General features: G+C 42.2%; 28 protein-coding genes and 2 pseudogenes. 25 read left to right on the top strand and 5 right to left on the bottom strand.

Annotation, left to right across the window (positions count from 1 at the left end):
* Positions 1-305: 305 nt before the first annotated feature.
* Together CFY87_RS08105 and CFY87_RS08100 are read left to right on the top strand one after the other, a co-directional pair.
* Positions 306-854 carry a TIGR00645 family protein gene (locus tag CFY87_RS08105; protein ID WP_094946698.1) on the top strand — a complete coding sequence of 183 codons (549 nt, stop codon included), beginning with the start codon at positions 306-308 and terminating at the stop codon, positions 852-854.
* 158 nt (positions 855-1,012) lie between these two features.
* Complete coding sequence (locus tag CFY87_RS08100; protein WP_094946697.1) at positions 1,013-2,545, top strand: YifB family Mg chelatase-like AAA ATPase; 1,533 nt, start codon at positions 1,013-1,015, stop codon at positions 2,543-2,545.
* A 65-nt stretch (positions 2,546-2,610) separates the two neighbouring features.
* Here the strand turns inward: CFY87_RS08100 and CFY87_RS08095 are convergent, their stop codons facing one another.
* Positions 2,611-3,294, bottom strand: a complete 684-nt coding sequence (locus CFY87_RS08095; protein WP_094946696.1) for a 2,3-diphosphoglycerate-dependent phosphoglycerate mutase — start codon at positions 3,292-3,294, stop codon at positions 2,611-2,613.
* Between the two features lie 189 nt (positions 3,295-3,483).
* On the opposite strand from CFY87_RS08095, the gene envC reads away from it, so the two are divergent.
* Positions 3,484-4,710 (top strand): murein hydrolase activator EnvC, encoded by a 1,227-nt coding sequence (gene envC, locus CFY87_RS08090; protein WP_094946695.1) that lies wholly within the window; start codon positions 3,484-3,486, stop codon positions 4,708-4,710.
* Positions 4,707-5,551: pseudogene (locus CFY87_RS08085) on the top strand (divergent polysaccharide deacetylase family protein). The gene envC and the pseudogene CFY87_RS08085 overlap by 4 nt, the downstream one beginning before the upstream one ends.
* On the opposite strand, the gene CFY87_RS08080 reads toward CFY87_RS08085, so the two are convergent.
* Entirely contained in the window at positions 5,552-6,310 is a 759-nt protein-coding gene (locus CFY87_RS08080; RefSeq protein ID WP_094946694.1) for a DeoR/GlpR family DNA-binding transcription regulator, read from the bottom strand. It abuts the pseudogene before it with no gap.
* A 192-nt stretch (positions 6,311-6,502) separates the two neighbouring features.
* Here CFY87_RS08080 and ltnD point away from each other — a divergent pair, with 192 nt between their 5' ends.
* The 8 genes and pseudogenes from ltnD (at position 6,503) to CFY87_RS08040 (ending at position 14,139) form a co-directional block, all read left to right on the top strand.
* On the top strand, positions 6,503-7,405 hold the full coding sequence (gene ltnD, locus CFY87_RS08075; protein WP_094946693.1) for an L-threonate dehydrogenase: 903 nt from the start codon (positions 6,503-6,505) through the stop codon (positions 7,403-7,405).
* Positions 7,406-7,409: 4 nt separating this feature from the next.
* Positions 7,410-8,650 (top strand): annotated as a pseudogene (otnK, locus tag CFY87_RS08070) (3-oxo-tetronate kinase).
* A gap of 12 nt (positions 8,651-8,662) precedes the next feature.
* Entirely contained in the window at positions 8,663-9,295 is a 633-nt protein-coding gene (gene otnC / locus CFY87_RS08065; RefSeq protein WP_094946692.1) for a 3-oxo-tetronate 4-phosphate decarboxylase, read from the top strand.
* A gap of 2 nt (positions 9,296-9,297) precedes the next feature.
* Positions 9,298-10,074 (top strand): 2-oxo-tetronate isomerase, encoded by a 777-nt coding sequence (gene otnI / locus CFY87_RS08060; RefSeq protein WP_094946691.1) that lies wholly within the window; start codon positions 9,298-9,300, stop codon positions 10,072-10,074.
* Positions 10,075-10,208: 134 nt separating this feature from the next.
* Positions 10,209-11,156: a D-erythronate dehydrogenase gene (gene denD / locus CFY87_RS08055; RefSeq protein WP_094946690.1), complete on the top strand. Its 948-nt coding sequence runs from the start codon at positions 10,209-10,211 to the stop codon at positions 11,154-11,156.
* A gap of 10 nt (positions 11,157-11,166) precedes the next feature.
* Entirely contained in the window at positions 11,167-12,636 is a 1,470-nt protein-coding gene (locus tag CFY87_RS08050) for a GntT/GntP/DsdX family permease (RefSeq protein ID WP_094946689.1), read from the top strand.
* Between the two features lie 415 nt (positions 12,637-13,051).
* On the top strand, positions 13,052-13,681 hold the full coding sequence (locus tag CFY87_RS08045; RefSeq protein WP_236757393.1) for a pseudouridine synthase: 630 nt from the start codon (positions 13,052-13,054) through the stop codon (positions 13,679-13,681).
* Positions 13,682-13,683: 2 nt separating this feature from the next.
* Complete coding sequence (locus CFY87_RS08040) at positions 13,684-14,139, top strand: NUDIX domain-containing protein (RefSeq protein WP_094946687.1); 456 nt, start codon at positions 13,684-13,686, stop codon at positions 14,137-14,139.
* A 38-nt stretch (positions 14,140-14,177) separates the two neighbouring features.
* Here the strand turns inward: CFY87_RS08040 and CFY87_RS08035 are convergent, their stop codons facing one another.
* Together CFY87_RS08035 and tal are read right to left on the bottom strand one after the other, a co-directional pair.
* On the bottom strand, positions 14,178-14,780 hold the full coding sequence (locus CFY87_RS08035; RefSeq protein WP_094946686.1) for a YagU family protein: 603 nt from the start codon (positions 14,778-14,780) through the stop codon (positions 14,178-14,180).
* 325 nt (positions 14,781-15,105) lie between these two features.
* Entirely contained in the window at positions 15,106-16,059 is a 954-nt protein-coding gene (gene tal, locus CFY87_RS08030) for a transaldolase (RefSeq protein WP_094946685.1), read from the bottom strand.
* A gap of 161 nt (positions 16,060-16,220) precedes the next feature.
* Between tal and CFY87_RS08025 the strand changes: the two genes are divergently transcribed.
* A complete protein-coding gene (locus CFY87_RS08025) occupies positions 16,221-16,778 on the top strand; it encodes a DNA-3-methyladenine glycosylase I (RefSeq protein ID WP_094946684.1) in 558 nt (185 codons plus the stop codon).
* A 66-nt stretch (positions 16,779-16,844) separates the two neighbouring features.
* Positions 16,845-19,217, top strand: a complete 2,373-nt coding sequence (gene lptD / locus CFY87_RS08020; RefSeq protein WP_094946683.1) for an LPS assembly protein LptD — start codon at positions 16,845-16,847, stop codon at positions 19,215-19,217.
* 70 nt (positions 19,218-19,287) lie between these two features.
* Here lptD and CFY87_RS08015 read toward each other — a convergent pair whose 3' ends face one another.
* Positions 19,288-20,364 (bottom strand): calcium:cation antiporter, encoded by a 1,077-nt coding sequence (locus tag CFY87_RS08015; RefSeq protein WP_094946682.1) that lies wholly within the window; start codon positions 20,362-20,364, stop codon positions 19,288-19,290.
* Between the two features lie 250 nt (positions 20,365-20,614).
* Between CFY87_RS08015 and rplN the strand changes: the two genes are divergently transcribed.
* From rplN to secY, 11 genes are read left to right on the top strand one after another with little or no spacing between them, the layout of a single operon-like run.
* Positions 20,615-20,986: a 50S ribosomal protein L14 gene (gene rplN, locus CFY87_RS08010; protein WP_017805535.1), complete on the top strand. Its 372-nt coding sequence runs from the start codon at positions 20,615-20,617 to the stop codon at positions 20,984-20,986.
* A gap of 13 nt (positions 20,987-20,999) precedes the next feature.
* The gene (gene rplX / locus CFY87_RS08005) at positions 21,000-21,311 is read left to right on the top strand and encodes a 50S ribosomal protein L24 (RefSeq protein WP_094946681.1); all 312 of its coding nucleotides are present in this window, start codon (positions 21,000-21,002) and stop codon (positions 21,309-21,311) included.
* Between the two features lie 20 nt (positions 21,312-21,331).
* A complete protein-coding gene (rplE, locus tag CFY87_RS08000; RefSeq protein WP_094946680.1) occupies positions 21,332-21,871 on the top strand; it encodes a 50S ribosomal protein L5 in 540 nt (179 codons plus the stop codon).
* Positions 21,872-21,883: 12 nt separating this feature from the next.
* Positions 21,884-22,189, top strand: a complete 306-nt coding sequence (rpsN, locus tag CFY87_RS07995) for a 30S ribosomal protein S14 (protein ID WP_094946679.1) — start codon at positions 21,884-21,886, stop codon at positions 22,187-22,189.
* A 36-nt stretch (positions 22,190-22,225) separates the two neighbouring features.
* Positions 22,226-22,618 carry a 30S ribosomal protein S8 gene (gene rpsH, locus CFY87_RS07990; RefSeq protein WP_094946678.1) on the top strand — a complete coding sequence of 131 codons (393 nt, stop codon included), beginning with the start codon at positions 22,226-22,228 and terminating at the stop codon, positions 22,616-22,618.
* A gap of 15 nt (positions 22,619-22,633) precedes the next feature.
* A complete protein-coding gene (gene rplF / locus CFY87_RS07985) occupies positions 22,634-23,167 on the top strand; it encodes a 50S ribosomal protein L6 (protein ID WP_094946677.1) in 534 nt (177 codons plus the stop codon).
* A gap of 13 nt (positions 23,168-23,180) precedes the next feature.
* Entirely contained in the window at positions 23,181-23,534 is a 354-nt protein-coding gene (gene rplR, locus CFY87_RS07980; RefSeq protein ID WP_094946676.1) for a 50S ribosomal protein L18, read from the top strand.
* Positions 23,535-23,549: 15 nt separating this feature from the next.
* Positions 23,550-24,050 carry a 30S ribosomal protein S5 gene (gene rpsE, locus CFY87_RS07975; protein WP_094946675.1) on the top strand — a complete coding sequence of 167 codons (501 nt, stop codon included), beginning with the start codon at positions 23,550-23,552 and terminating at the stop codon, positions 24,048-24,050.
* A gap of 6 nt (positions 24,051-24,056) precedes the next feature.
* Entirely contained in the window at positions 24,057-24,236 is a 180-nt protein-coding gene (gene rpmD / locus CFY87_RS07970; protein WP_005543631.1) for a 50S ribosomal protein L30, read from the top strand.
* A gap of 3 nt (positions 24,237-24,239) precedes the next feature.
* Positions 24,240-24,674, top strand: coding sequence for a 50S ribosomal protein L15 (gene rplO / locus CFY87_RS07965; RefSeq protein ID WP_094946674.1), 435 nt, complete (start codon positions 24,240-24,242; stop codon positions 24,672-24,674).
* Between the two features lie 7 nt (positions 24,675-24,681).
* A complete protein-coding gene (gene secY, locus CFY87_RS07960; protein WP_094946673.1) occupies positions 24,682-26,007 on the top strand; it encodes a preprotein translocase subunit SecY in 1,326 nt (441 codons plus the stop codon).

Genomic DNA, 26,007 nt, shown 5'->3' with positions numbered 1-26,007 from the left:
AGGCTGTAGGCTGTAGGCTGTAGGCTGTAGGCTGTAGGCTGTAGGCTGTAGGCTGTAGGCTGTAGGCTGTAGGCTGTAGGCTGTAGGCTGTAGGCTGTAGGCTGTAGGCTGTAGGCTGTCATGTTTTCTTTTTTATCAAGTAATCAAAATTGATTTTACAAGTCTATTACGAATTTACGAAAAAGGAAATGTTTTTGTGAACTTTATTCGTTTTCGGCGCTGAAAATAAGCAAAAAACATTGAAAATTTCATGAAAAATAGGTAATTTTAGCGCCCTAAAAGAAGAATTAGCGAATAGGAATTTTATGCAACAAGAACATCCAACCGCAGCCTCTCAATTGCACAAAAGACAAACGGTTTTCAGCAAAGTTATTTTTGCCAGCCGTTGGTTACAATTGCCGCTTTATTTAGGGTTGATTATCGTACAAGCGATTTATGCTTATAAGTTTATGAAATCATTATGGGTTTTAATTGTAGATTTGCAACAATTGGATTCCAACGCGGTTATGCTCGCGGTATTAAATTTAATTGATGTGGTTATGATCGCTAATTTATTGGTGATGGTGACTGTGGGTGGCTATGAAACCTTTGTGTCTAAACTGAATACCGAAGGGCATCCTGACGAACCGGAGTGGTTAAGCCATGTCAATGCTTCGGTATTAAAAGTTAAATTATCGATGTCTATCATCAGCATTTCCTCTATTCATTTGCTGCAAACCTTTGTTAATGCGTCAAATATGCCGGAAAAAACCATGATGTGGCAATTATTCCTCCATCTCGGCTTCTTGATCTCCGCTGTCGCCATGGCATACACCGACAGGATTTTATATGCTACCAGTCATAAAAATCATTGATATATAAAAACGGGTTAAGGTGTTAGCCCGTTTTTAGGTAGAAATAGAGAGTATTTCTACCCAAAAATTTCATTTTCTCGATCCGGATCGCAAAAAAGTGCGGTGTAAATTTATTTTACATTGCGCTTTTTTTATATTCTTTGCAGAAGGAGGCGGGGATGTCTTTAGCGATTGTGTATGCACGGGCTTCGATGGGAGTGCAGGCACCTTTGGTGACCATTGAAGTGCATTTGAGTAATGGAAAACCGGGGTTTACGTTGGTGGGGCTGCCGGAAAAAACAGTGAAAGAGGCGCAAGATCGGGTGCGCAGTGCGTTGTTAAATGCCAATTTTAAATATCCGGCAAAGCGGATTACGGTGAATTTGGCGCCCGCAGATTTGCCGAAGGAGGGCGGGCGTTTCGATTTGCCGATTGCCATTGGTATTTTGGCAGCATCGGATCAAATTGACTGGGAGCATTTACGTCGCTTTGAGTTTGTGGCGGAGTTGGCGTTAACCGGAAATTTGCGCGGGGTACATGGTGTGATTCCCGCCATTTTAGCGGCACAAAAAGCGTCGCGTCATTTGGTGATCGCCAAACAAAATGCCCATGAAGCTTCGTTGGTGCTGGGGCAGGAGACGTATTTTGCCGAGACGTTATTGGACGTGGCGCAATTTCTTAATAATGTGGCGGTTTTGCCGAGCGCTGCGAGTTTAACCGCGCAAAGTGCGGTGGATTTTCCTGAAAATAAAAAAGATCTGACGGATATTATCGGGCAACATTATGCCAAACGGGCGTTAACGATTGCGGCGGCGGGGCAGCATAATTTGTTGTTTTTAGGTCCGCCCGGAACGGGAAAAACCATGTTGGCAAGTCGGTTGACCGGACTTTTGCCGGAAATGTCGGAACAGGAGGCGATAGAAACTGCTTCGGTAACCAGTTTGGTGCATAACGAATTGAATTTTCAAAATTGGAAACAGCGTCCATTTCGTGCTCCACATCATAGTGCGTCTTTGCCGGCGTTGGTGGGAGGTGGTAGTATTCCCAAACCGGGGGAAATTTCTTTGGCGCATAATGGTGTTTTGTTTTTGGATGAATTGCCGGAATTCGATCGTAAAGTGTTGGATGCGTTAAGGCAGCCCTTGGAAAGCGGCGAAATTATTATTTCTCGCGCCAATGCGAAAATTCAATTTCCGGCGAGATTCCAATTAGTTGCGGCAATGAATCCTAGTCCAACGGGGCATTATACCGGAATCCATAACCGCACTTCGCCAAAACAAGTGATGCGTTATTTAAACCGTCTTTCCGGTCCTTTTTTGGATCGTTTTGATTTATCTATTGAGGTTCCGTTATTGCCTCAAGGTGCCTTGCAAAATAACGGTGATCGAGGGGAAAGTAGTGTGCAAGTGCGGTCGAAAATTTTACAGGTTCGTGAAATTCAGTTGGCAAGAGCGGGAAAAATTAATGCGTATTTAACCGGCAAAGAGATTGAGCGAGATTGTAGTTTGGCTCCGCCGGATGCGGCATTTTTAGAAAGTGCCTTGATGAAGTTAGGGTTGTCGGTACGTGCGTATCATCGTATTTTAAAAGTGGCGCGCACGATTGCGGATTTAAATGGGGATGTGAAAATTGAACAAACGCATTTGGCGGAAGCCTTGGGTTATCGCGCGATGGATCGGTTATTACAGAAGCTGTCCAATACCTTGATCTAAGCGTATTAAGTCGCAGGCACATAAAAAATGCCGCAGGTGCGGCATCTTTTTTATCTTATCTTTTTTTAGAGATAGAATTTATCGATAAAGTTTAACTTATCGTCTAATTTTAAGATTAACGGTTGTCCGGTTGGGATTTCAAAATCCATGATTTCCGCATCAGAAATACCGATAATGTGTTTTGCCAGCGCACGTAATGAGTTACCGTGTGCGGTAACTAATACGCGCTTGCCGGATAACAATGCCGGGGCGATTTGATCTTCCCAGAACGGTAATACGCGCTCAAGGGTGATTTTTAGGTTTTCCGCATTTGGGATCACATCTTTTGGTAAGTTAGCATAACGACGATCATTGTGTGCAGAATTTGGATCTTGCGGATCTAAATCCGGCGGAGAAATGTCATAAGAACGACGCCAAATATGTACTTGTTCATCGCCATATTGTTCTGCGGTCGCTTTTTTATCTAAGCCTTGTAACGCACCATAGTGACGTTCGTTTAAGCGCCAGCTTTTCACTTGTGGGATCCAAAGTTGGTGAGATTCTTCCAATACGATATTACAGGTTTTGATTGCGCGAGTTAATACGGAAGTAAACGCGATATCGAATTCATAACCGGCATCTAATAATTTTTTACCTGCCGCTTTGGCTTCTTCAACGCCACGTTCGGTAAGATTTACATCACGCCAGCCGGTAAATAAATTTTTCGCATTCCACTCACTGAAACCGTGACGGATAAAGACTAATTCCATAGAATTCTCCTAAAAGTTAATTTAAAAAATACTTCGCACTTTATAGCAAAAAATTTCCTGCTTTGAAAGCGAAAAGCAGTGCTTTACTGATCTTTCGCAAGAATTTACAGTAATTTTACACAGTATTCTTTAGAGGATTGGGGAAAATAATGATATATTTATCCCCGTTTTCGGAATGAAGGGCTGTTTATGAGATTTTTATCTAAAAAAATGAAAAATGCGAAAAAAATGACCGCACTTTTTTGTGCGGCGGCGTTTTCCTTTTCCGTTCATGGTAATGATTTATCGAAAATTCAGCAGCAAATTAAGCAACAAGAACAAAAAATTGCAGCGCAAAAACGCGAGCAAAACAAGCTGCAATCTACTTTGAAAAATCAAGAAACGCAAATTAATGGTGTACTTGGGCAATTGCGTCAAACGGAAGTCGAATTAAAAGAGATTCATCGTTTGATGACAGAAACGGATAAGCAAATCAAACAATTAGAAAAACAAGAAAAAAATCAAAAAGATAAATTGGCGAAACAGGTTGATGCGATGTATCGCTCAGGCGTCAATCCTTCCACCTTTGAAAAGTTGTTGTCGGAAGATGCGCAAAAAGCGGAGCGCATGAAAGTTTATTATGAACATATGAATTTGGCGCGCTTAGAGTTAATCGAAGATTTAAAAGCAACTCAGCTACGCTTGGAGCAAGACAAAACGTTAATTCAATCGCAACAAAAAGAACAACAATCGCAATTAGCGGCGCAAAAAAAACAACAGCAAGAATTGCAAAAAGTACAACGTGAGCGCCAATCAACGTTGAACCAAATTAATCGTAGTCTGCAAAAAGACGAAAACCGCCTGGAAAGCTTGAAAGCCAATGAAGCGGCATTGCGCCAACAAATTCAACGTGCGGAACAAGCGGCGCGCGAACAGGAAAAACGCGAACGTGAAGCCTTGGCACAGAAAAAACAAGCCGAGGAGAAAAAAACGCAAAAACCTTATCAGCCGACCGCGCAAGAAAAACAGCTGATGGCAAGTTCGTCCGGCTTGGGGAAACCGCGAAAACAATATGCTTATCCGGTGAGGGGTAAGATTTTAAACCGTTTTGGCTCCGTGCAAATGGGAGAATTGAAATGGAAAGGTATTGTGATTGGGGCGAGTGCCGGATCGTCAGTGAGAGCGATTGCTGACGGACGGGTGATTTTAGCCGGTTGGTTGCGGGGATATGGGTTGATAGTGATTATTAAGCATGGCGAAAATGATTTGAGCTTGTATGGTTATAATCAATCTGTATCAGTGCGTGAAGGGCAATTGGTCAAAGCCGGGCAAAAAATTGCCGAGGTGGGCTCTTCCGGCGGTCAATCACGCAGTGGATTGTATTTTGAAATTCGGCGCAAAGGGGTGGCAATGAACCCGACGGGGTGGTTACGATGAGCAAAAAATTTACTCAAGGTGCGGCCAACATTTGTCTTATTTGCACCGCACTTTTCAGTACTATAGCGGTTTCACAGCCCGCCAAATTAGCAATCGTGATCGATGATATTGGTTATCGTCCGAAAGAAGATGCGGCGATTTATGCGCTGCCGCGTGAAGTGTCGGTGGCGATCATTCCTTCCGCACCGTACGCCAAGCAACGCAATGAGCAAGCGAGAAAACAAGGTCGTGATATTTTAATTCATATGCCGATGCAGCCGCTTAATGGTGGGCGTATTGAATCCGGCGGATTAACGTTGGGCTTGAGTCAGGCGGAGGTTAATCAACGTGTGGAAGCGGCGAAATCCATTGTGCCTTATGCGATTGGGATGAATAATCATATGGGCAGTGCCGCGACTTCTGATATGTCATTGATGACTAAGCTGATGAAAACCTTGCACCAACAACGTTTATTTTTCTGGACAGCCGCACAATTGGCAGCAGCGTAGCGGAGAAAGCGGCGAAAGAACAGGGCGTGCCTGTTTTAACTCGGCATATTTTTTTGGATGACAGCGATGCTTATGCCGATGTGCAACGCCAATTTAAAAGCGCGATTCAATATGCCAGAAAACATGGTATGGCGATTGTTATTGGGCATCCGCGAAAAAATACTGTGGCGGTATTGAAAGCGGGATTGTACAATCTGCCGAAAGATATTCAATTGGTTGGTATGGGCAGTTTGTGGCGTAATGAAAAAGTGATTCCACCGAAGCCGTTTATTTTACTGTTTAGCGATGCGCCGGCGCCAACCTCTGTTGCGCCTTATCAAGCGGTTCCGTTGTTGCGTGGCGTACCGCGTTAGTTAGGCGAGTAGCAATTTAATCCCCATATCCGAAATGGAATCTTGTGCGTTGATTAATAGATCTTTGTCGCAAATGATCATATCAAACGTGGTGAGCGGACAAATATGAAAGGTCGCGCTTTTGCCGTATTTGGAAGAGTCGGACACTAATATTTTTTTCTGACCGGCTTGGATAATCGCTTTTTTGACCGGCAATTTGTTTTCATCCGGCGTGGTCAATCCTTTTAAATTCCAAGATGACGTAGAAATAAAGGCGATATCAATGGAAAGCTGTTTCAATAATTGTGTCGCCAGCTCGCCTACGGATGAACAATTGGATTTGTTTACGCGCCCGCCGGTATGAATTAATTCACATTTCCCGTTGGTGATCAAAAAGTTAGCGATAACAAAATCATTGGTGATGACTAGTAAATCTTCTCTGGCGGCAAGTCGGTGGGCGATTTCAAGGGTCGTCGTACCGGCGTCAAGGTAGATCGCGGTATTTTCCGGGATCATTTGGCTGGCAAATAAACCGATATTTTCTTTTTGTGAAACCGAGAGTTGTGATTTATCTTGATGGGTTGGCTCGGAAGACAAATGTTCCAATACTCGTACGCCGCCACTTACTGAGGCAACCAAACCTTCATGCTCCAACTTTTGGATATCACGCCGCACGGTCATATGAGAAACGCCCAATTTCTCCACCAAATCCGCAATGCTGATAATATTGTGTTGGCTGATTAAGCGCAGCAATTTTTTCTGACGTTCGATAGGGATCATGATTTCTACCTCTCACATTAACTCTTGTTCTATTATAAATCCTTTTCTCAAAAAATCACATGACTTAACTGTAATTAACAATATTTAACAATAAATGTTAAATATTGTGATCCAGGTCGCAGTTTTTTATTGCGAAATCGGTAGAATAAAGCGCAATAACATGAGTGCATTTATATTGGGGAGAAAATTATTATGGGTAATCAATATTCCGTTGCGGTTGTCGGGCTTGGTGCCATGGGGATGGGGGCTGCTAAATCTTGTATTAATGCGGGATTAAAAACCTATGGTGTCGATCTTAATTCGGTAGCGTTAAACACCTTAAAAGCGTTTGGCGCACAAGACGTGGGTGAAAGTGCGGTTAATTTTGCGCAAGATTTGGATGCGGTGGTTTTGTTGGTCGTAAATGCGCAGCAAGTTAATGCCGTATTGTTTGGTGATAACGGATTAGCAAAACAATTAAAAGCGGGAACCGCTGTGATGGTTTCTTCTACCATTTCCGCACAAGATGCGAAATTAATTTCACAAAAATTAACAGATTTAGGGTTGCTTATGTTAGATGCGCCGGTTTCCGGCGGTGCTGCGAAAGCCGCGCTCGGCGAAATGACAGTGATGGCGTCCGGTGCAAAACAAACTTTTGATAAATTACAGCCGGTACTCAATGCGGTTGCCGGTAAAGTGTATAACATTGGTGAAGAAATTGGGTTAGGTGCAACAGTCAAAATTATTCATCAGTTACTTGCAGGGGTTCATATCGCGGCCGGTGCGGAAGCAATGGCGTTAGCGGCGAAAGCGGGTATCCCGTTGCCATTGATGTATGATGTGGTGACCAATGCGGCGGGGAATTCTTGGATGTTTGAAAATCGCATGAAGCATGTGGTAGACGGTGATTATACACCGCTTTCTATGGTCGATATTTTTGTTAAAGATTTAGGTTTAGTGAACGATACGGCAAAATCACTGCATTTCCCGTTACACCTTGCCGGCACCGCTTATTCTATGTTTACGGAGGCGAGTAATGCGGGCTACGGAAAAGAAGATGATAGTGCGGTAATTAAGATTTTCAGCGGTATTGAATTACCGAAAAAAGGAGCGTAGCAAGATGTTAGGAGTCATTGCAGATGATTTTACCGGCGCCGGTGATATTGCGAGTTTCCTAGTCGAAAACGGATTAAGTGCGGTGCAAATGAATGGTGTTCCGTCAAAACCCTTGGCGGAGCCGGTTGAGGCGGTAGTGATTAGCTTGAAATCGCGATCTAATCCGGTAGATGAGGCGATTGCGCAGTCGTTAGCCGCCTTGGATTGGTTGCAACAAAATGGAGCGACGCAATTTTATTTTAAATATTGTTCTACCTTTGACAGTACCGAGCAAGGCAATATTGGACCGGTAACCGACGCATTGTTGGGGCAATTAGGGGCGGATTTTACGGTGATTACGCCGGCATTACCGGTCAATGGACGGACGATTTTTAATGGTTATTTGTTTGTTGGTGATGTGCTGTTGAGTGAGTCAGGTATGCGTAACCATCCGATTACACCGATGAAAGATGCCAGTTTAATTCGTTTGATGGATGCGCAAGCACAAGGCAAAACCGGTTTGGTCGCGTATGCTGATGTAATTCAAGGTCCGATTCGCGTGAAAGAACGTTTTGCGCAATTGAAAGCACAAGGGTATCGCTATGCTGTCGTTGATGCGACGGATAATAGTCAATTAGCAGTGTTGGCGGAAGCGGTTTCTGACTTGAAATTGGTTACCGGCGGTTCGGGATTAGGCGCTTATATGGCGGCACGATTAAGCGGCGGGAAAACAGGTTCCAATGCTTTTGTGCCAACAAAAGGAAAAACGGTGGTGCTGTCCGGTTCTTGTTCCGTGATGACGAATAAGCAAGTGCAAACTTATCAAACCCAAGCGCCGAGTTGTTTTTTGGAGGTGGAGGAAGCGCTGAATAATCCGAATTATGCGCAACAGTTGGCGCAATGGGTGCAAGAAAACAGCCGACACGCATTAGCGCCGATAGTGTATGCGACGGTTTTACCGGAAAAATTGCATGAAATTCAGCGTCAATTTGGCGGTGATAATGCCAGCCATGCGATAGAGCAAGTGTTTGCTCAGTTGGCAGTAAAACTTAAAGGGGCGGGCTTTACCAACTTTATCACTGCCGGCGGGGAAACCTCCGGTATTGTGGTGCAACAACTGGGTTTCAGCGGGTTTCATATTGGTAAACAAATTGCACCTGTGTGCCTTGGCTTAAAGCGGTGGAAGAACCGATTTATCTGGCATTGAAATCCGGTAATTTTGGCAAAGAAGACTTTTTCAGCTTTGCGCAACAAATGATGATGTAACAGGAATCGACCATGACGGAACAAGAACAAAAAACGCAATTAGTGAATTTAGCACGATCTTTTTATGAACGAGGTTATAGCGTGGGCGGGGCGGGTAATTTATCGGTGCGTTTAGATGATAAGCGTATTTTAGTCACTCCAACCGGATCTTCGCTCGGTAGATTGGAAGCAGATCGCTTGTCCGTTTTAGATATGCAAGGGAATTTATTATCTGGCGACAAACCGTCAAAAGAGTTTGTATTTCACCTTGAGTTATATAAAAAAGATCCGAGCTGTCAGGCAGTGGTGCATTTGCACTCGACTTATTTAACCGCACTTTCTTGCTTGGACGGATTGGATCCGGAAAATGCCATGAAAGCATTTACGCCTTATTATGTAATGCGCGTCGGAAAATTACAGGTCGTTCCTTATTATCACCCGGGCGATCCGAATATTGCGCGAGAGTTAAGCGAGCGAGCGTTAACCGCAAAAGCCTTTTTACTTGCTAATCATGGTGTTGTGGTCACCGGCGGAAGTTTAGCGGATGCCGTGGATAATACGGAAGAATTGGAAGAAACCGCAAAATTGTACTTTATTTTGCAAGGACAAAAAATCCGTTATTTAACGGAGGCGGAAGTGAAAGATCTTGAACATAGAGGAAAATGATTATGCCAAAATTTGCAGCCAACCTTACTATGATGTTTAACGAAGTGCCTTTCTTAGATCGCTTTGAGGCCGCGGCTAAGGCGGGATTTAAATATGTCGAATATCTCTGGCCTTATGCTTATCCGGCAGACGAATTGAAAGCGAAATTGGATCAATTTGGTTTAAAACAGGTGTTGTTTAATACTGCTGCCGGAGATGTTACTAAAGGAGAATGGGGTGTGTCCGCCATTCCCGGGCGAGAAGCAGATAGCTGTCGGGATATTGATACCGCCCTTGAATATGCGCTTGCCTTAGGTTGTCCCAATGTTCACATTATGGCGGCAGTTGTACCGGAGGGGGCTGATCGTGAAGCCTATAAACAAACCTTTGTGAACAATATCCGTTATGCCGCAGAAAAATTTAAACCGTATGGAATTAAGATTTTATTGGAAGCTTTAAGCCCGGAAGTTAAACCGAATTATCTGTTAAAAAGCCAATTTGATACGTTAGAACTCGTTGAATTGATTGACAGAGATAACGTATTTGTACAACTGGATTATTTCCATGCACAAAATGTGGACGGTAATTTATCTCGTCTTACCGATAAATTAGACGGACGTTTTGCACATATCCAAATTGCCTCCGTTCCGGATCGTCATGAACCTGATGAGGGCGAAATTAACTACCAATATATTTTCGATAAGCTTGATGCCATGGGCTATGAGGGATATATCGGATGCGAATACAAACCGAGAGGAGAAACCGCCGCCGGGTTAGGGTGGTTTGAAAAATATAAATAATTCTTAAATTTTAACCGCACTTTGATATTCAATTAAGGAAATACTTGATTTTTATCAGGTAGGGGGTTTCTCATCTTTGAAATTATCAAATGTGCATAAAAAAACACCAGTATGGGCTATCCAAAGGAGAAAGTATGAAAATTGTAATTACCGGAGGTCAAGGATTTTTGGGACAGCGTTTGGCTAAAACGCTACTAAATCGATCTGACGTCAACATTGAAGAATTGGTATTGGTTGATGTGATAAAGCCAATCGCACCAAATAATGATTCCCGTGTTCGTTGTGTTGAAATGGATTTACGCGATTCTAACGGGCTGAAAAATATTATCACTTCTCAAACCGATGCGGTTTTTCATTTAGCGGCTATTGTAAGTAGTCATGCTGAACAAGATCCTGACTTGGGTTATGAAATTAATTTTTTAGCGACCCGTAACTTGTTGGAGGCTTGTCGTCAACAAAACCCTCGTATTCGTTTTATTTTTTCCAGTTCGCTTGCGGTATTTGGCGGCGCTTTACCGGATTTGATTTTAGATAATACAGCTGTGACACCTCAGTCGACTTATGGTAGTCAGAAAGCAATGTGCGAATTATTGATTAATGATTATTCTCGTAAAGGTTTTGTAGATGGAATTGTACTTCGTTTACCAACAATTTGTGTGCGTCCGGGTAAGCCGAATAAAGCGGCATCTTCTTTCGTGAGCAGTATTATCCGAGAACCGTTACATGGTGAAAATGCGGTATGTCCGGTATCAACAGAGCTCCGTTTATGGCTATCCGGTCCAAATACGGTCATCAATAATTTTATTCATGCACTGTCATTGCCATCTTTACCATTACATAGTTGGCATGTGATTAATTTACCGGGATTTAGTGTCAGTGTAGCGCAAATGCTTTCCGATTTGGCTGCTATCAAAGGTGAACAAATTTTATCTTATGTAAAAACAGAGTTTGATGAAAATATTAATAATATTGTTGCCGGCTGGCCGGCAGAAATTGACAACACATTATCTTTGAAACTCGGTTTTTCTGTAGATAAAAATTTCAATCAAGTAATTCAACAATTTATTCAACATGATATGTAAGGAGTAAGGAATGTTTGGATTACCGATCCCAATTATCGGATTAATTATCGCGGTATTTATCTTAGTTTTTTTGGTCTTGAAAACTCGAGTTCACGCATTTATTGCAATGTTAATCGCTTCTGCAATTGCGGGATTGATTGGAGGAATGTCTGTTACTGAAACGCTAGGTGCAATTTCAAAAGGGTTTGGCGGAACCTTAGGGAGCATTGGTATCGTGATAGGGCTTGGTGTCATGATGGGCAGTGTGTTGGAGATTTCCGGCGCTGCAGAGAAAATGGCATACAGCTTTATTAAAATGTTAGGTAAGAAAAAAGAAGAATGGGCATTGGCAATCACCGGTTATGTGGTAAGTATTCCGATTTTTGTTGATTCTGCATTTGTTATTCTTTATCCGGTTGCAAAAGCACTTGCAAAAAATGGTAAACGCTCTCTCTTAACATTAGGCGTAGCATTGGCTGGCGGTTTAGTTGTAACACATCATACCGTTCCGCCAACACCGGGTCCATTGGGTGTTGCCGGATTGTTTAATGTTGATATTGGTATGATGTTATTAACCGGTATGGCAATGGCAGTATTACCCGTCATTGGGATTGTGCTTTATGCCAAGTGGCTTGATAAAAAATATCCTGAATTTAATCAAGAGGTGTTCACAGAGGAAGAACTTAAGAAAAAATACGACGATTATATTGAAAGTCGGGAGAAAAAAGCATTACCGAGTTTAGGTTTGTCACTATTGCCGATAGTGTTACCGATTATCCTGATTTTTATTAAAGCTATTTTTGAGTTAGTCGCTAAAAATAATGCAGCCATAACGGAATTCAGTAGTTATCAAGTATTCGCATTTATTGGAAACCCTATTATCGCACTGGCGATTAGTGTGCTTATTTCCGTATATACGCTATTACCAAAAATAGACAAAAATACAACCGCACTTCACTTAGAAGAGGGTGTAAAAACCGCAGGTATTATTTTGTTGGTCACCGGTGCCGGTGGCGCATTAGGTTCCGTGTTAAGAGACAGTGGAGCGGGAGCGCAGCTTGCTGAACAAATTGCAAACTTACCAATCTCACCAATTTTAATTCCATTTATTGTTTCGACATTAGTGAGATTTATTCAAGGTTCAGGTACCGTTGCCATGGTGACTGCGGCTTCTATTTCCGCGCCTATTCTTGCCCAAATTCCCGATGTGAATATGTTACTTGCTGCACAGGCTGCAACAATGGGATCGCTTTTCTTTGGTTATTTTAATGATAGCTTATTTTGGGTTGTTAATAGAATGATGGGGATAAGTGACGTGAAAAAACAAATGATTGTTTGGTCTGTTCCGACAACAATTGCTTGGGGAATTGGGGGAATTAGCGTTATTTTAGCCAATCTTGTATGGGGAAATGATGGTTCCGTGACAGACCTGCTTTTCCCGGTTGCAGTCATGATTGCTATCGCGCTATACATCAAAGTACAAAATAAAAATATTAAATAATAGTATTTGTTGGATAGGCTATATTTAGAATATAGCCTATTCTTCTATGAAATAAGGAATGAAACGCAAAAGTTTACTTGAATGTCTGCTCTATTTTTATTTTCGTTTAGTTGGCAGGTGAGATATTGAATTGAAAAAAACGACAAGAGTGCGATACGTTATGATTTGAGAAAGAAAAACACTACACCATTACTTTTTTGTAGCAAAGACAGTAGCTGTTGATGCAAAAAGTAAATAACGCTCTTTTTATTTTCCAAAGTGCGGTCAATTTGATCGCATTTTTATGCATCACAATTCTGTTGAAGATAACTTGTCTCTTTGTGCTAATATATTTCTATGATGGTAATGTTATGCTAAATGTTCAATGAAATTAAGAAAATCACTTCCACAAAAAACGTCTTTTCACACGAAATCCATGCGGAAAAATAGGGAAAAAAAGAACCGCACTTTGCCTTTAGCGAAGACGCAAGTGGTGTTGTTTAATAAGCCTTTTGATGTGTTGACGCAGTTTACGGATGAAGACGGGCGGCGGACGTTGAAGGAGTTTATTGAGTTGCCAAATATTTATCCGGCCGGGCGTTTGGATCGGGATAGTGAAGGGTTGGTATTGTTAACTAATAACGGTGAGTTGCAACATCGTTTGGCAGAACCCAAATTTAAAACGGAGAAAATTTATTGGGTGCAAGTGGAAGGTCTGCCAACGGAAGAGGCATTAGATTTGTTGCGCTTTGGCGTTGAGTTGAAAGACGGGTGGACGTTGCCGGCAAAAGTGCGGTTGATTTCAGCGCCGAATTTGTGGGAACGGGTTCCGCCGATTCGGGAGCGGAGGACGATTCCGACCTCGTGGTTGGAATTGAAAATTATGGAAGGACGAAACCGGCAGGTGAGGCGGATGACGGCGCATATAGGTTTTCCAACTTTGCGTTTGGTGCGTTGGCAGGTGGCGGGTTTTACCTTGGGAGATCTTGCCTGTGGTGAATATCGTCAATTAAGTGAGGGCGAAATCCGGATGTTGTATCAACGATTAAAAATGAAGGAAGTGTGAGCATGTTTAAACCGAATGTGACTTTGGCGTGCGTGGTGCATTGCAAAGGAAAATTTTTATTTGTGGAAGAATTTGAACATGGCAAGATGACGTTAAATCAGCCGGCGGGGCATTTGGAGCAAGGGGAAAGTTTGCTTGAGGGCGCGAAACGGGAGCTGTTTGAGGAAACGGGGATTGTGGCATCAATGCAAAAATTAATTAAGGTGTACCAATGGTACGCGCCGCGTACGCAGACGGATTTTTTGCGTTTTACATTTGCGTTGGAATTGGAAGATTGGGTGGAAATTAAGCCACAAGATGCGGATATTGCGGGTGGATGTTGGCTTTCGGTGGCGGAATTTGAGCAATATATTGCACAAGAGGGGCAAGCCGCGCGCAGTCCGTTAGTTTTTCAATCGGTACGAGATTATTTGCAAGGCAATTTTTATCCGTTAGAGGTGTTGCAGTGCTATGAATAACAATAAAGCTCGATAAATCGAGCTTTATTGGTTTGAGACTAACGCGCTTGGTTAAGCGGGATTTCCGGGTCGGGTTGTCCGGTGATGCGGTTACGTAAATCGCGGCGGATGACCTCAATGGTCCAGAACCAGAAAATATGACCGACTAATTCGGAAATATGTTCATATAATGGCCATTCGGAAACCGGTGGCGTTAAGCCTAATGCCGGAAAAGTGATGTAGTGTACGCAAACGTTCGCGATTAGACCGGCGCCGATACCTTGCCAGAATTTAATTTTTGGGAAACGTTCGGCAACTAAACAGTAACCAATGGCAAATACTAATGAAAACGTGATATGAGTGACGCCGATCCAGTCAAAACCGTAATCCGCGAAGGTGAATACCGGTTCAATCGGGTTGATGCCGATATAGTCGCGTAGGAAAATGTGCGGCGGGTTTAAGAAAGCGCGCGAACACACTTCTAAGGCTTGTGACGGATCTTTACACGCTGCGGCGAAGAAATCTAACGGGCTGCGTGGTGGGAACGGATGCTCAGCCCCCCATTTTACGAAAGCGGAAATTAATCCGGCGATGATGCCGACGAAAATCGCGATGCCATAGCGACGACGTGTCGGATCGGTTTGGGTAAATATACCTGACATATTTTATTCTCCGAAAAGTCAGTAAAATTTGTATTTCTCACTTTTATGTGCATAAAAGCGCGGTCATTTTTTAGGAAGAATGGAAAATAGTCAAGTGCTTTCTACGCTAAAGTAGGTAGTTGAAATATAACATGATTTGTAATAACTTGATTTTGTTGGCATTTTTGCTTTATCGTTTAAGCAAAAATTTACGATGATTTTGGTCGGTAAGGTATAAATAGAAAGTGTAATGGACAAAAAAGCGAGATTTTGTCCATTACACCTAAATAGAAAATAGGCGATAAAAAAGGGCGAATGATGCCGCCCCATACATAACATATTGAAATCAGAGTTTTGCCGATAACATCGCTTCTAATTTTTCTTGGTCAACCGCAAATTTGCGAATACCGTCAGCAAGTTTTTCGACTGCCATCGGATCGCTGTTATGTTGCCAGTAGAATTCTGCTTCAGTTAACGGTTGCGGTTTTGCTTTGACTTCACCGTTGTAGCTTAATTTACGCTCAAGTGCGGCGGTATTTTCTTGTAATTCTTTCAATAGCGCCGGTGCAATGGTTAAACGGTCGCAGCCGGCAAGTTCCGTGATTTCGCCGATATTACGGAAGCTTGCCCCCATGACGACAGTGTTATAACCGTATTGTTTGTAATAGTTGTAAATTTTGGTCACAGAAATAACGCCCGGATCTTCTGCCGGCGCGTATTCTTTTTTATCACTATTGGCTTTGTACCAGTCAAGAATACGTCCCACAAATGGAGAGATTAAATAGACGCCCGCTTCTGCACAAGCACGAGCTTGCGCTTCGGAGAATAAGAGGGTTAAGTTACAGTTAATGCCTTCTTTTTCAAGGATTTCTGCTGCGCGGATACCTTGCCATGTGGAGGCGATTTTAATTAAGATACGATCATTGCCGATACCCGCTTCATTGTAAAGGGCGATAAGTTTACGCGCTTTTTCAACGGTAGCTTGTGTGTCATAAGAAAGGCGTGCATCCACTTCGGTAGAAATGCGTCCAGGGACGATTTTGAGAATTTCTAAACCGATATTGACTGCCAATTTGTCTTCAGCATCGATTAATTGTTGTGCTTTATCGGCGCTTTTGCTTTTCGCGTAAGCCACTGCGTCGTCTATAAGTGGGACGTACTGAGGTAAGGCAGATGCGCTAAGAATTAAAGACGGGTTGGTGGTCGCGTCTTGTGGTTGGTATTTTTTGATTGCTTCAATGTCGCCGGTATCTGCTACCACGACAGTCATATTGCGTAATGTTTCTAATTGTGTAGTCATCATTTTACCTCTGTGTTTATGGTTTTATGTAAATATTCTTATTTTCATACAATAGCATATCTTTGTGATGATTAAATAATTATTTTAACTTTGGAATTAATAGACAAAAACAAAATTGCATAGAATAATCGACGAGTTTCTTATTTTAACAGGAAATGGGTATGCCGATACGTTGTCGTTGGGCGGAAAATTCCGCGATTTATGTGGATTATCATGATCATGAATGGGGCAAGCCGCAATATGACAGTTTGCGTTTGTTTGAAAAATTATGTTTGGAAGGACAGCAGGCGGGATTGTCTTGGATTACGGTGTTAAAAAAGCGTGAGGCGTATCGTCAGGCATTTTATCATTTTGATCCGGTAAAAATCGCGCAAATGAGCGCGCAGGATATCGATCGTTGTATGCAAAATGCGGGATTAATTCGGTATCGCGCCAAACTGGAAGCCATAGTGAAAAATGCGAAAGCTTATTTGCAGATGGAAAAGTGCGGTGAAAATTTTAGCGATTTTATTTGGTCGTTTGTCAATCATCAGCCGCAAATTAATGATGTGCCGGCGTTGAATGCAGTACCGGCGAAAACCGCGGTGTCAGCGGCAATGTCGAAAGCGTTGAGAAAACGTGGCTTTGTTTTTGTTGGCGAGACAACTTGCTATGCGTTTATGCAGTCTATGGGGCTGGTGGATGATCATGTCAACGACTGTTTTTGTAAATGTAAATAACGTGCTTTTTTGTTCGGTTTTCTTGTATAATCAGAAAAATTTTGTCCATATCACAGATAAGCACTAATGAAAAAATATTCTTATACATTACTTTCGTTGTCAATTTTGACCGCACTTTACAGCTTGCCGGGTCGGGCGACGACCGAACCGACCGGCGCCTTGCGAGTCGGCGGTTTGCAACAACAATGTTTGGTCGGTGTGCCGCAGATTACCGGAGAGGTGGTTTCCGGTGATCCGAATGAGTTGCCGGTGTATATCGAAGCCGATCGAGCGTGGCTAAATCAGCCGACCAATGCGATTTATGAAGGCAATGTGGATATGAAACAAGGCAATCGCCATCTTGTCACCGAGTATGTCAAAGTGGACCAAGAGGGTGAAGGAGAAAATATCCAGCGTTATGCCTACGCGAAAGGGGGATTTGATTATAAAGATAATCAAATTAAGGTATTAGGTTCAGATGCGAAAATTCATCTCAATACAAAAGACAGTGATATTAGGAATGCGGATTACCAATTTGTTGGTCGTCAAGGGCGCGGGACAGCGCAAGAAGCGGAGTTGCGCGAAACCTATCGCGAGTTACGTAATGCGACTTTTACCTCTTGTTTGCCGACGGATAACGCGTGGTTGATTGAAGCGAATGAAATCCGTCAGCATATTCAAGAAGAATATTTAGAAATGTGGCATGCGCGTTTTAAAATTTCGGGTATGCCGGTATTTTATACTCCGTATTTGCAATTGCCGATTGGTGATCGTCGTCGTTCGGGTTTGTTAATCCCGGATGCCGGCACTTCTTCGCGTGACGGTTATTGGTATTCGCAACCGATTTATTGGAATATTGCACCGAATTTTGATGCGACCATTACGCCGAAATATATGTCTCATCGCGGTTGGCAATTAAACGGTGAGTTTCGTTATTTAACCCATTTGGGAACGGGAAAAATCGCCGGCGAATATTTAAATCGTGATCGTTATGATGAATATTTGGATAAAAACAGTTCTCGCCATTTATTCTATTGGACGCACAGTTCCGCTTTCTTAAAAAATTGGCGTTTGGACATTAATTATACGCGCGTGAGCGATAAGCGTTATTTCACCGATTTTGGTTCTGATTACGGTAGCAGTACTGACGGTTATGCGGATCAAACCATGCGTATCGCCTATTATCAGCCGCATTACAATTTTGCGATTTCCGCTAAACAGTTCCAAGTATTTGATGAAAATATTTCAATAGGACCTTATCGTGCATTACCGCAAATTGATTTTAACTACTATAAAAACGGGTTAGCCAATGGCTTGCTTGATTTTAAACTGTTTTCACAAGCGGTACATTTTGATAATGACAGTGCCGAAATGCCGACCGCGTGGCGTTTCCATTTTGAACCGAGTTTCAATATGCCATTGTCTAACCGTTATGGCAGTTTAAATGTGGAAACAAAATTGTATGCGACGCACTATATCCAAAAAGACGGTAAAGATCAGGTCGAGGAAATGGATAAGTCCGTGTCGCGCGTGTTGCCACAGTTAAAAGTGGATTTGCAAACCTTGCTCGCCGGCAACCGCACTTTTATTGACGGGTATATGCAAACTCTTGAGCCGCATATTCAATATTTGTATCGTCCGTATAAAGATCAAAGCAAAATTGGTAGTGCCAATAATTCAGATTATTTAGGGTTCGGTTATGATTCTGCGCTGTTGCAACAAGATTATTTTTCGTTGTTCCGTGCGCGTCGTTATAGCGGTTTAGACAGACTTTCTTCCGCAAACCAAGTCACTTTAGGGGGAACGACGCGTTTCTATGATGCCAATTCCAGTGAACGTTTTAATTTCTCTATTGGGCAAATTTATTATATTCAAGATTCAAGAATTGACGAAGACCGTAATAACAGTACGCAGGGTTCATCTTCTTGGGCATTGGAATCCAATTGGAAAATTACGGATAAATTGCAATGGCGTGGTAGCTATTTGTATGATACCAGTTTAAATCAAACCTCATTGGCAAATACCACCTTGGAATACAATCCAAGTGGGATGAATTTAATTCAGTTAAATTATCGTTATGCCAGCCAAGAATATATCGATCAGAATTTAACCCGCGGCATTAATCGTTACGATCAGGATATTAAACAATTGGGTGTAATGGCGGCGATGGATGTAACGGATAACTGGGTGATTGTGGCGCGTTATTATCAAGATTTAGCCTTGAGAAAACCGGTTGAGCAATATTTAGGGCTGCAGTATAACTCTTGCTGTTGGGCAATTGGGGTTGGCGCGCGACGCTATGTGACCAGTCGTATCGAGCAAGAACCGAATGAAGTGTTATATGATCATGGTATCAGTTTTACCTTTGAATTACGCGGGTTGGCTAATGATCATAAAAGCGGTATTGAGCGTATGTTAAAACGCGGTAAATTACCCTATATTCAGGCCTTTAGTTTATAATTTTTTTAAGATGTATCAACAAAAAGTGCGGTTAAAATAACCGCACTTTTTTTATCTTTTTGCAGGATGATTACGGGATTATGACAGTAAAGATATAGGCGGCAAGGTTGACCAATAAAACGATACCATATAGCATATTGGTTCTTCCGTGATTGAGCGATAACATGGCAACAAAAGCGGAAAGGCAGAGTAATACCATGGATTTCCAATCTAATCCTAATACCATATTAATGTCATAAATTAAACAGACAACCACCACCGCCGGAATGGTCAAGCCAATACTGGCAAGGGCGGAACCGAGTGCTAAATTAATGCTGGTTTGCAGGCGATTGCGGTGTGCAGCGGTTAGCGCGGCTAATCCTTCCGGCATTAACACCACTGCAGCGATAATCACGCCCACTAAAGTGAGCGGTGCACCGGCGGAGATGACCAAACTTTCGATAATTGGTGACAGCGCTTTGGCAAGGAGGACAACGATTCCTAAACCAATAATGAGGAAAAGTAGGCTGATTAATGCCACTTTGCGACTTGGCGGTTCGGCGTGGTGCGTTGGGTTATCATCATCAGCTAAGAAATAATCACGATGGCGTACAGTTTGTACCATAATAAAAGATCCGTATAGTACTAAGGAGGCTATCGCGACAAAGAGTAATTGAGCCGAACTGTAAGTAGGACCTTCGGTGGAGGTGGTGAAATTGGGTAAAATAAGTGTTAATACTAAAATCGAAACAAGCGTGACCAGCGCGGTGGTGGCAGATTTTTGGCTAAAATATTGTTCGTGATGCTTTAAGCCGCCAATCATAAGGCAAGCTCCGAGGATACCGTTCAGGATTAACATAATCGCAGCAAAAACCGTGTCACGCGCTAAATAGGCGGCGTTATCTCCGCCGGCAACCATGAGTGACACAATTAATGCCACTTCAATGACAGTAATGGCTAAAGCTAAAATAATCGTCCCGAAAGGTTCGCCGACTTTATGCGCTACAACTTCGGCGTGGTGAACGGCAGAAAGTACGCTACCAATCAGCAACAAGCCGGCTGCAATTTGCAGCCACGGGTTTTCTTTGATTCCTACGAAATAAAGCCCCCAAGCGAGCAGGGGTAAAACAAGAGACCATAAAGGAAGAGGAGAATGTTGTTTTGTCATTGTGATAAAAATTGTCCTATAAGTTGATGGTAATCATGTTGTCGTTGTTTTGCAACATCAAGATTATAATATAGTTTTTTTTAGTGTGCAGGGAAAAGTGCGGTGGTTTTTTGGTAAATTTTCTTATGCGGAGCAATACAAAATGCAGTTGCTTTTTATCTGTAATTTATGGTAAACTGCGCCACCTATTTACATTAGGGTAAGTAGGCTCGTCCCGAAAGGGTGTTATTAATTTTAGCGGAGTACTAAGATGATCCAAGAACAGACTATGCTCGACGTAGCTGATAACTCAGGCGCTCGCAGTGTAATGTGTATCAAGGTTCTAGGTGGATCGCACCGTCGTTACGCTGCTATTGGTGATATCATCAAAATTACTGTAAAAGAAGCAATTCCTCGCGGTAAAGTTAAAAAAGGTGATGTATTAAAAGCAGTTGTTGTGCGCACCAAGAAGGGTGTTCGTCGCCCAGATGGATCAGTCATTCGCTTCGATGGTAACGCTTGTGTTATTTTAAACAATAACTCTGAGCAACCAATCGGTACTCGTATTTTTGGACCGGTGACTCGTGAACTTCGTTCTGAGAAATTCATGAAGATCATTTCTTTGGCACCAGAAGTACTGTAAGGAGAAGTGAGAAATGGCTGCAAAAATTCGTCAAAATGATGAAGTAATTGTTCTTGCCGGTAAAAGCAAGGGCAAACGTGGTAAGGTAACTAAAGTGTTATCTAACGGTAAAGTGATTGTTGAAGGTGTAAATATTATCACTAAACATCAAAAACCGGTTCCTTCTTTAGGCAAAGAAGGTGGTTTAGTGAAAAAAGAAGCTCCGATTGATGTGTCAAATGTTGCAATTTTTAACCCGAAAACAAATAAAGCTGACCGTGTTGGTTTTAGATTTGAAGATGGCAAAAAGGTTCGTTTCTTCAAATCTAATAATGAAATTATTTAATAGTAAACTGGAGTAATGCGATGGCGAAACTGCATGATTACTACAGAGATCAAGTAGTTAATGAATTGAAATCTAAATTCAACTACAAATCTGTCATGCAAGTCCCACGAATCGAAAAGATTACCCTGAATATGGGGGTGGGTGAAGCATTGACCGATAAAAAATTGCTAGATAACGCAGTAGCAGATTTAGCAGCGATTAGCGGTCAAAAACCTTTAATTACTAAAGCACGCAAATCTGTTGCAGGCTTTAAAATCCGTCAGGGATATCCTATCGGTTGTAAAGTGACACTACGCGGTGAGCGTATGTGGGAGTTCTTAGAACGTTTAATTACAATTGCTGTTCCACGTATTCGTGACTTCCGCGGTTTAAGCGCGAAATCATTTGATGGTCGTGGTAATTATAGCATGGGTGTGCGTGAGCAAATCATCTTCCCTGAAATCGACTATGATAAAGTTGATCGTGTACGTGGTTTAGATATTACTATTACCACAAGTGCGAAGAGTGATGAAGAAGGTCAAGCACTATTAGCTGCCTTTAATTTCCCATTCCGTAAATAAGGCAGGTTACAAATGGCTAAACAATCAATGAAAGCACGCGATGTAAAACGCGTTAAATTGGCTGAAAAATTCTATGCTAAACGTGTAGAGTTGAAAAAAATCATTTCTGATGTGAATGCTTCAGATGAAGATCGTTGGGATGCCGTGATGAAGTTGCAAACTTTACCACGTGATTCAAGCCCAAGCCGCCAACGTAACCGCTGCCGCCAAACCGGACGTCCTCATGGCGTTTTACGTAAGTTTGGTTTAAGCCGTATTAAAGTTCGCGAAGCAGCAATGCGTGGCGAAATCCCAGGCCTTAAAAAAGCAAGTTGGTAATTTACCACTTTATTTTGGAATCGGAGTAAAAGCACAATGAGTATGCAAGATCCAATCGCAGATATGTTGACCCGCATTCGTAACGGTCAAGCTGCGAACAAAGTTGCGATCAGTATGCCTTCATCCAAGCTAAAAGTGGCGATTGCCAATGTATTAGCAGCGGAAGGTTATATTGAAAGCGTTAAAGTTTCAGAAGGCGTTAAGCCTGAGTTGGAAATTACTTTAAAATATTTCCAAGGCAAACCGGTTGTAGAAAGCATCCAACGCGTGAGCCGCCCTGGTCTACGTATTTATAAACGTAAAGACGAATTACCAAAAGTAATGGGTGGTTTAGGAGTTGCAATTGTTTCTACATCTAAAGGTGTGATGACTGACCGTGCAGCTCGTCAAGCGGGCTTGGGCGGCGAAATCATCTGTTATGTAGCTTAATAGAGAGGTAGGAAAATGTCTCGTGTTGCAAAAGCACCTGTTAATATTCCTGCCGGTGTTCAAGTTACTTTGAACGGTCAGCTATTAACAGTAAAAGGTAAGAATGGCGAGTTATCTCGTACCATTCATAACTCAGTTGAAGTTAAACAAGATAATAATGAATTGACTTTCGCTCCTCGTGAGGGAATTGTCGGTGCTGACGCACAAGCGGGTACAGCACGTGCATTAGTTAATGCAATGGTTATCGGTGTTACTGAAGGCTTCACTAAGAAGTTACAATTGGTGGGTGTTGGTTATAGAGCACAAATTAAAGGCAACGTTGTTGCATTAAGTTTAGGTTTTTCACACCCTGTTGAGCACATATTACCGGCTGGTATTACCGCTGAATGTCCATCTCAAACCGAAATCGTGTTGAAAGGTGCTGACAAACAATTAATTGGTCAAGTCGCAGCAGATATTCGTGCTTATCGCCGTCCTGAGCCTTATAAAGGTAAAGGTGTACGTTACGCTGATGAAGTAATACGTACAAAAGAGGCTAAGAAGAAATAATTAAGGTAACACTATGGATAAGAAATCAGCTCGTATCCGTCGTGCAGCTCGTGCACGTCATATGATGAGAGAGCAAGGTGTAACACGTTTAGTGGTTCATCGTACGCCTCGTCATATTTATGCACAAGTAATCGCACCAAACGGTTCAGAAGTGCTTGCCGCTGCTTCTACAGTTGAGACAGCAATTAGTGAGCAAGTAAAATATACCGGAAATAAAGATGCTGCAGCAGTGGTTGGTAAACTGGTTGCTGAAAGAGCATTGGCAAAAGGCGTTAAAAACGTTGCTTTTGATCGTTCCGGCTTTAAATATCATGGTCGTGTCCAATCTTTAGCGGACGCTGCCCGTGAAGCTGGTCTACAGTTCTAATAGAGGTAATTTTAGATGGCAAACATCGAAAAACAAGCTGGTGAACTGCAAGAGAAGCTAATCGCGGTAAACCGTGTATCAAAAACTGTAAAAGGTGGTCGTATTATGAGCTTTACTGCATTAACTGTAGTAGGTGATGGTAACGGTCGTGTAGGTTTTGGTTATGGTAAAGCGCGCGAAGTTCCGGCAGCGATCCAAAAAGCGATGGAAAAAGCACGTCGCAATATGATTACTGTGGCTTTAAATGAAGGCACATTACAGCATCCTATCAAGGGAACTCACACCGGTTCTCGTGTATTTATGCAACCAGCCAGCGAAGGTACAGGTATTATCGCAGGTGGTGCAATGCGTGCGGTGTTAGAAGTTGCAGGTGTTCGTAACGTTCTTTCTAAAGCATACGGTTCAACTAACCCGATTAACGTTGTTCGTGCAACTATTGATGCGCTTTCAAATATGAAATCACCAGAAATGGTTGCTGCTAAACGTGGCAAAACCGTTGATGAAATTTTGGGGTAATTGTTTATGGCTAAAACTATTAAAGTAACACAAGTACGTAGTTCTATTGCTCGTTTACCGAAGCATAAAGCTACTTTGCGTGGTCTTGGTCTTCGCCATATGCATCATACTGTTGAGTTAATTGATACTCCGGCTGTACGCGGTATGATCAACCAAGTTTCATACATGGTTAAAGTGGAGGAGTAAGAGATGCGTTTAAATACTCTATCTCCGGCTGAAGGCGCAAAGCATAGTGCAAAACGTCTTGGTCGTGGTATTGGTTCCGGTTTAGGTAAAACCGGTGGGCGTGGTCACAAAGGTCAGAAATCTCGTACTGGCGGCGGTGTTCGTCGTGGTTTCGAGGGTGGTCAAATGCCTTTATACCGTCGTTTACCGAAATTTGGTTTTACTTCAATGAAATCTGCTGTAACAGCAGAAGTTCGTTTGAATGATTTAACCAAAGTCGAAGGAAACGTAGTCACTTTAGATACATTAAAAGCAGCTAACGTATTAACAAAAGATATTCGATTTGCCAAAGTAATTCTTGCAGGCGAAGTGAAAGGTGCGGTAGTTGTTCGTGGTTTACGTGTAACTAAAGGTGCAAAAGCGGCAATTGAAGCTGCCGGCGGTTCAATCGAGGAATAATTAACAAATGGCTAAGCAACCAGGTTATCAAAGTAGAAGTACTCAAAACGGTACAGGTGAACTAAAAAGCAGATTGTTGTTTGTGCTAGGTGCACTTATCGTTTTCCGTATTGGTTCTTTCATTCCGGTTCCTGGTATTGACGCGGCCGTGTTAGCTCAATTACTTGAACAGCAAAAAGGCACCATCATTGATATGTTTAATATGTTCTCTGGTGGTGCATTGAGTCGTGCGTCAATTTTTGCATTAGGTATCATGCCTTATATTTCGGCATCAATTATCATTCAATTATTGACCACGGTTCATCCTGCATTATCTGAATTGAAGAAAGAAGGTGAAGCCGGACGTCGTAAAATTAGTAAATATACTCGTTATTCGACATTAGTTTTGGCAACCGTACAAGCAATCGGTATTTCTACTGGGTTACCGAATATGCTACCGGGATTAGTACCGAATCTTGGATTTGGTTTTTATTTCACAGCAGTAATCAGCTTGGTGACAGGTACAATGTTCCTTATGTGGTTAGGTGAACAGATTACGGAACGTGGAATTGGTAACGGTATTTCTTTAATTATTTTTGCGGGTATCGTTGCTGGTCTTCCTTCAGCAATTGGTCAGACAATTGAGCAGGCTCGTCAAGGGCAAATGCATCTACTAGTTCTTCTATTGATCGCTGTTATTGTATTTGCAGTGACTTACTTTGTTGTCTTTGTAGAAAGAGGACAAAGAAGAATTAAAGTTGAATATGCAAAACGCCAGCAAGGGCGTCAAATTTTAGGTGGTCATTCTACACACTTACCACTTAAAGTGAATATGGCAGGAGTTATTCCTGCAATCTTTGCTTCAAGTATTATCCTTTTCCCTGCTACATTAACATCGTGGTTTGGTCAAGGTTCCAGTTTGGAATGGTTAACTGATCTGTCAATGTTATTACATCCGGGTCAACCTTTATATTTGATTGTTTATGCGGTTGCGATTATTTTCTTTAGTTTCTTCTACACTGCGATGCAATATAATCCGCGTGATACAGCAGATAATTTGAAAAAATCTGGCGCATTTATACCCGGAATTAGACCAGGTGAACAAACATCACGCTATATTGATAAAATTATGACCCGCCTAACATTGATTGGTGGTTTGTATATCACATTCGTATGTTTGGTTCCTTATATTATGACATCAGCTTGGAATGTTCAGTTTTACTTCGGTGGGACATCCTTATTGATTGTTGTAGTAGTAATTATGGATTTCATCGTTCAGGTTCAAAGTCACTTAATGTCGACAAAATATGAATCTGCGCTGAAGAAAGCAAACCTTAAAGGTTTTGGACAATAA

This window comes from Actinobacillus seminis (assembly GCF_002263215.1).
In the GTDB taxonomy this organism is placed as follows: Bacteria; Pseudomonadota; Gammaproteobacteria; order Enterobacterales; family Pasteurellaceae; genus Actinobacillus_B; species Actinobacillus_B seminis.
This window is presented reverse-complemented; position numbering and strand designations above follow the sequence as displayed.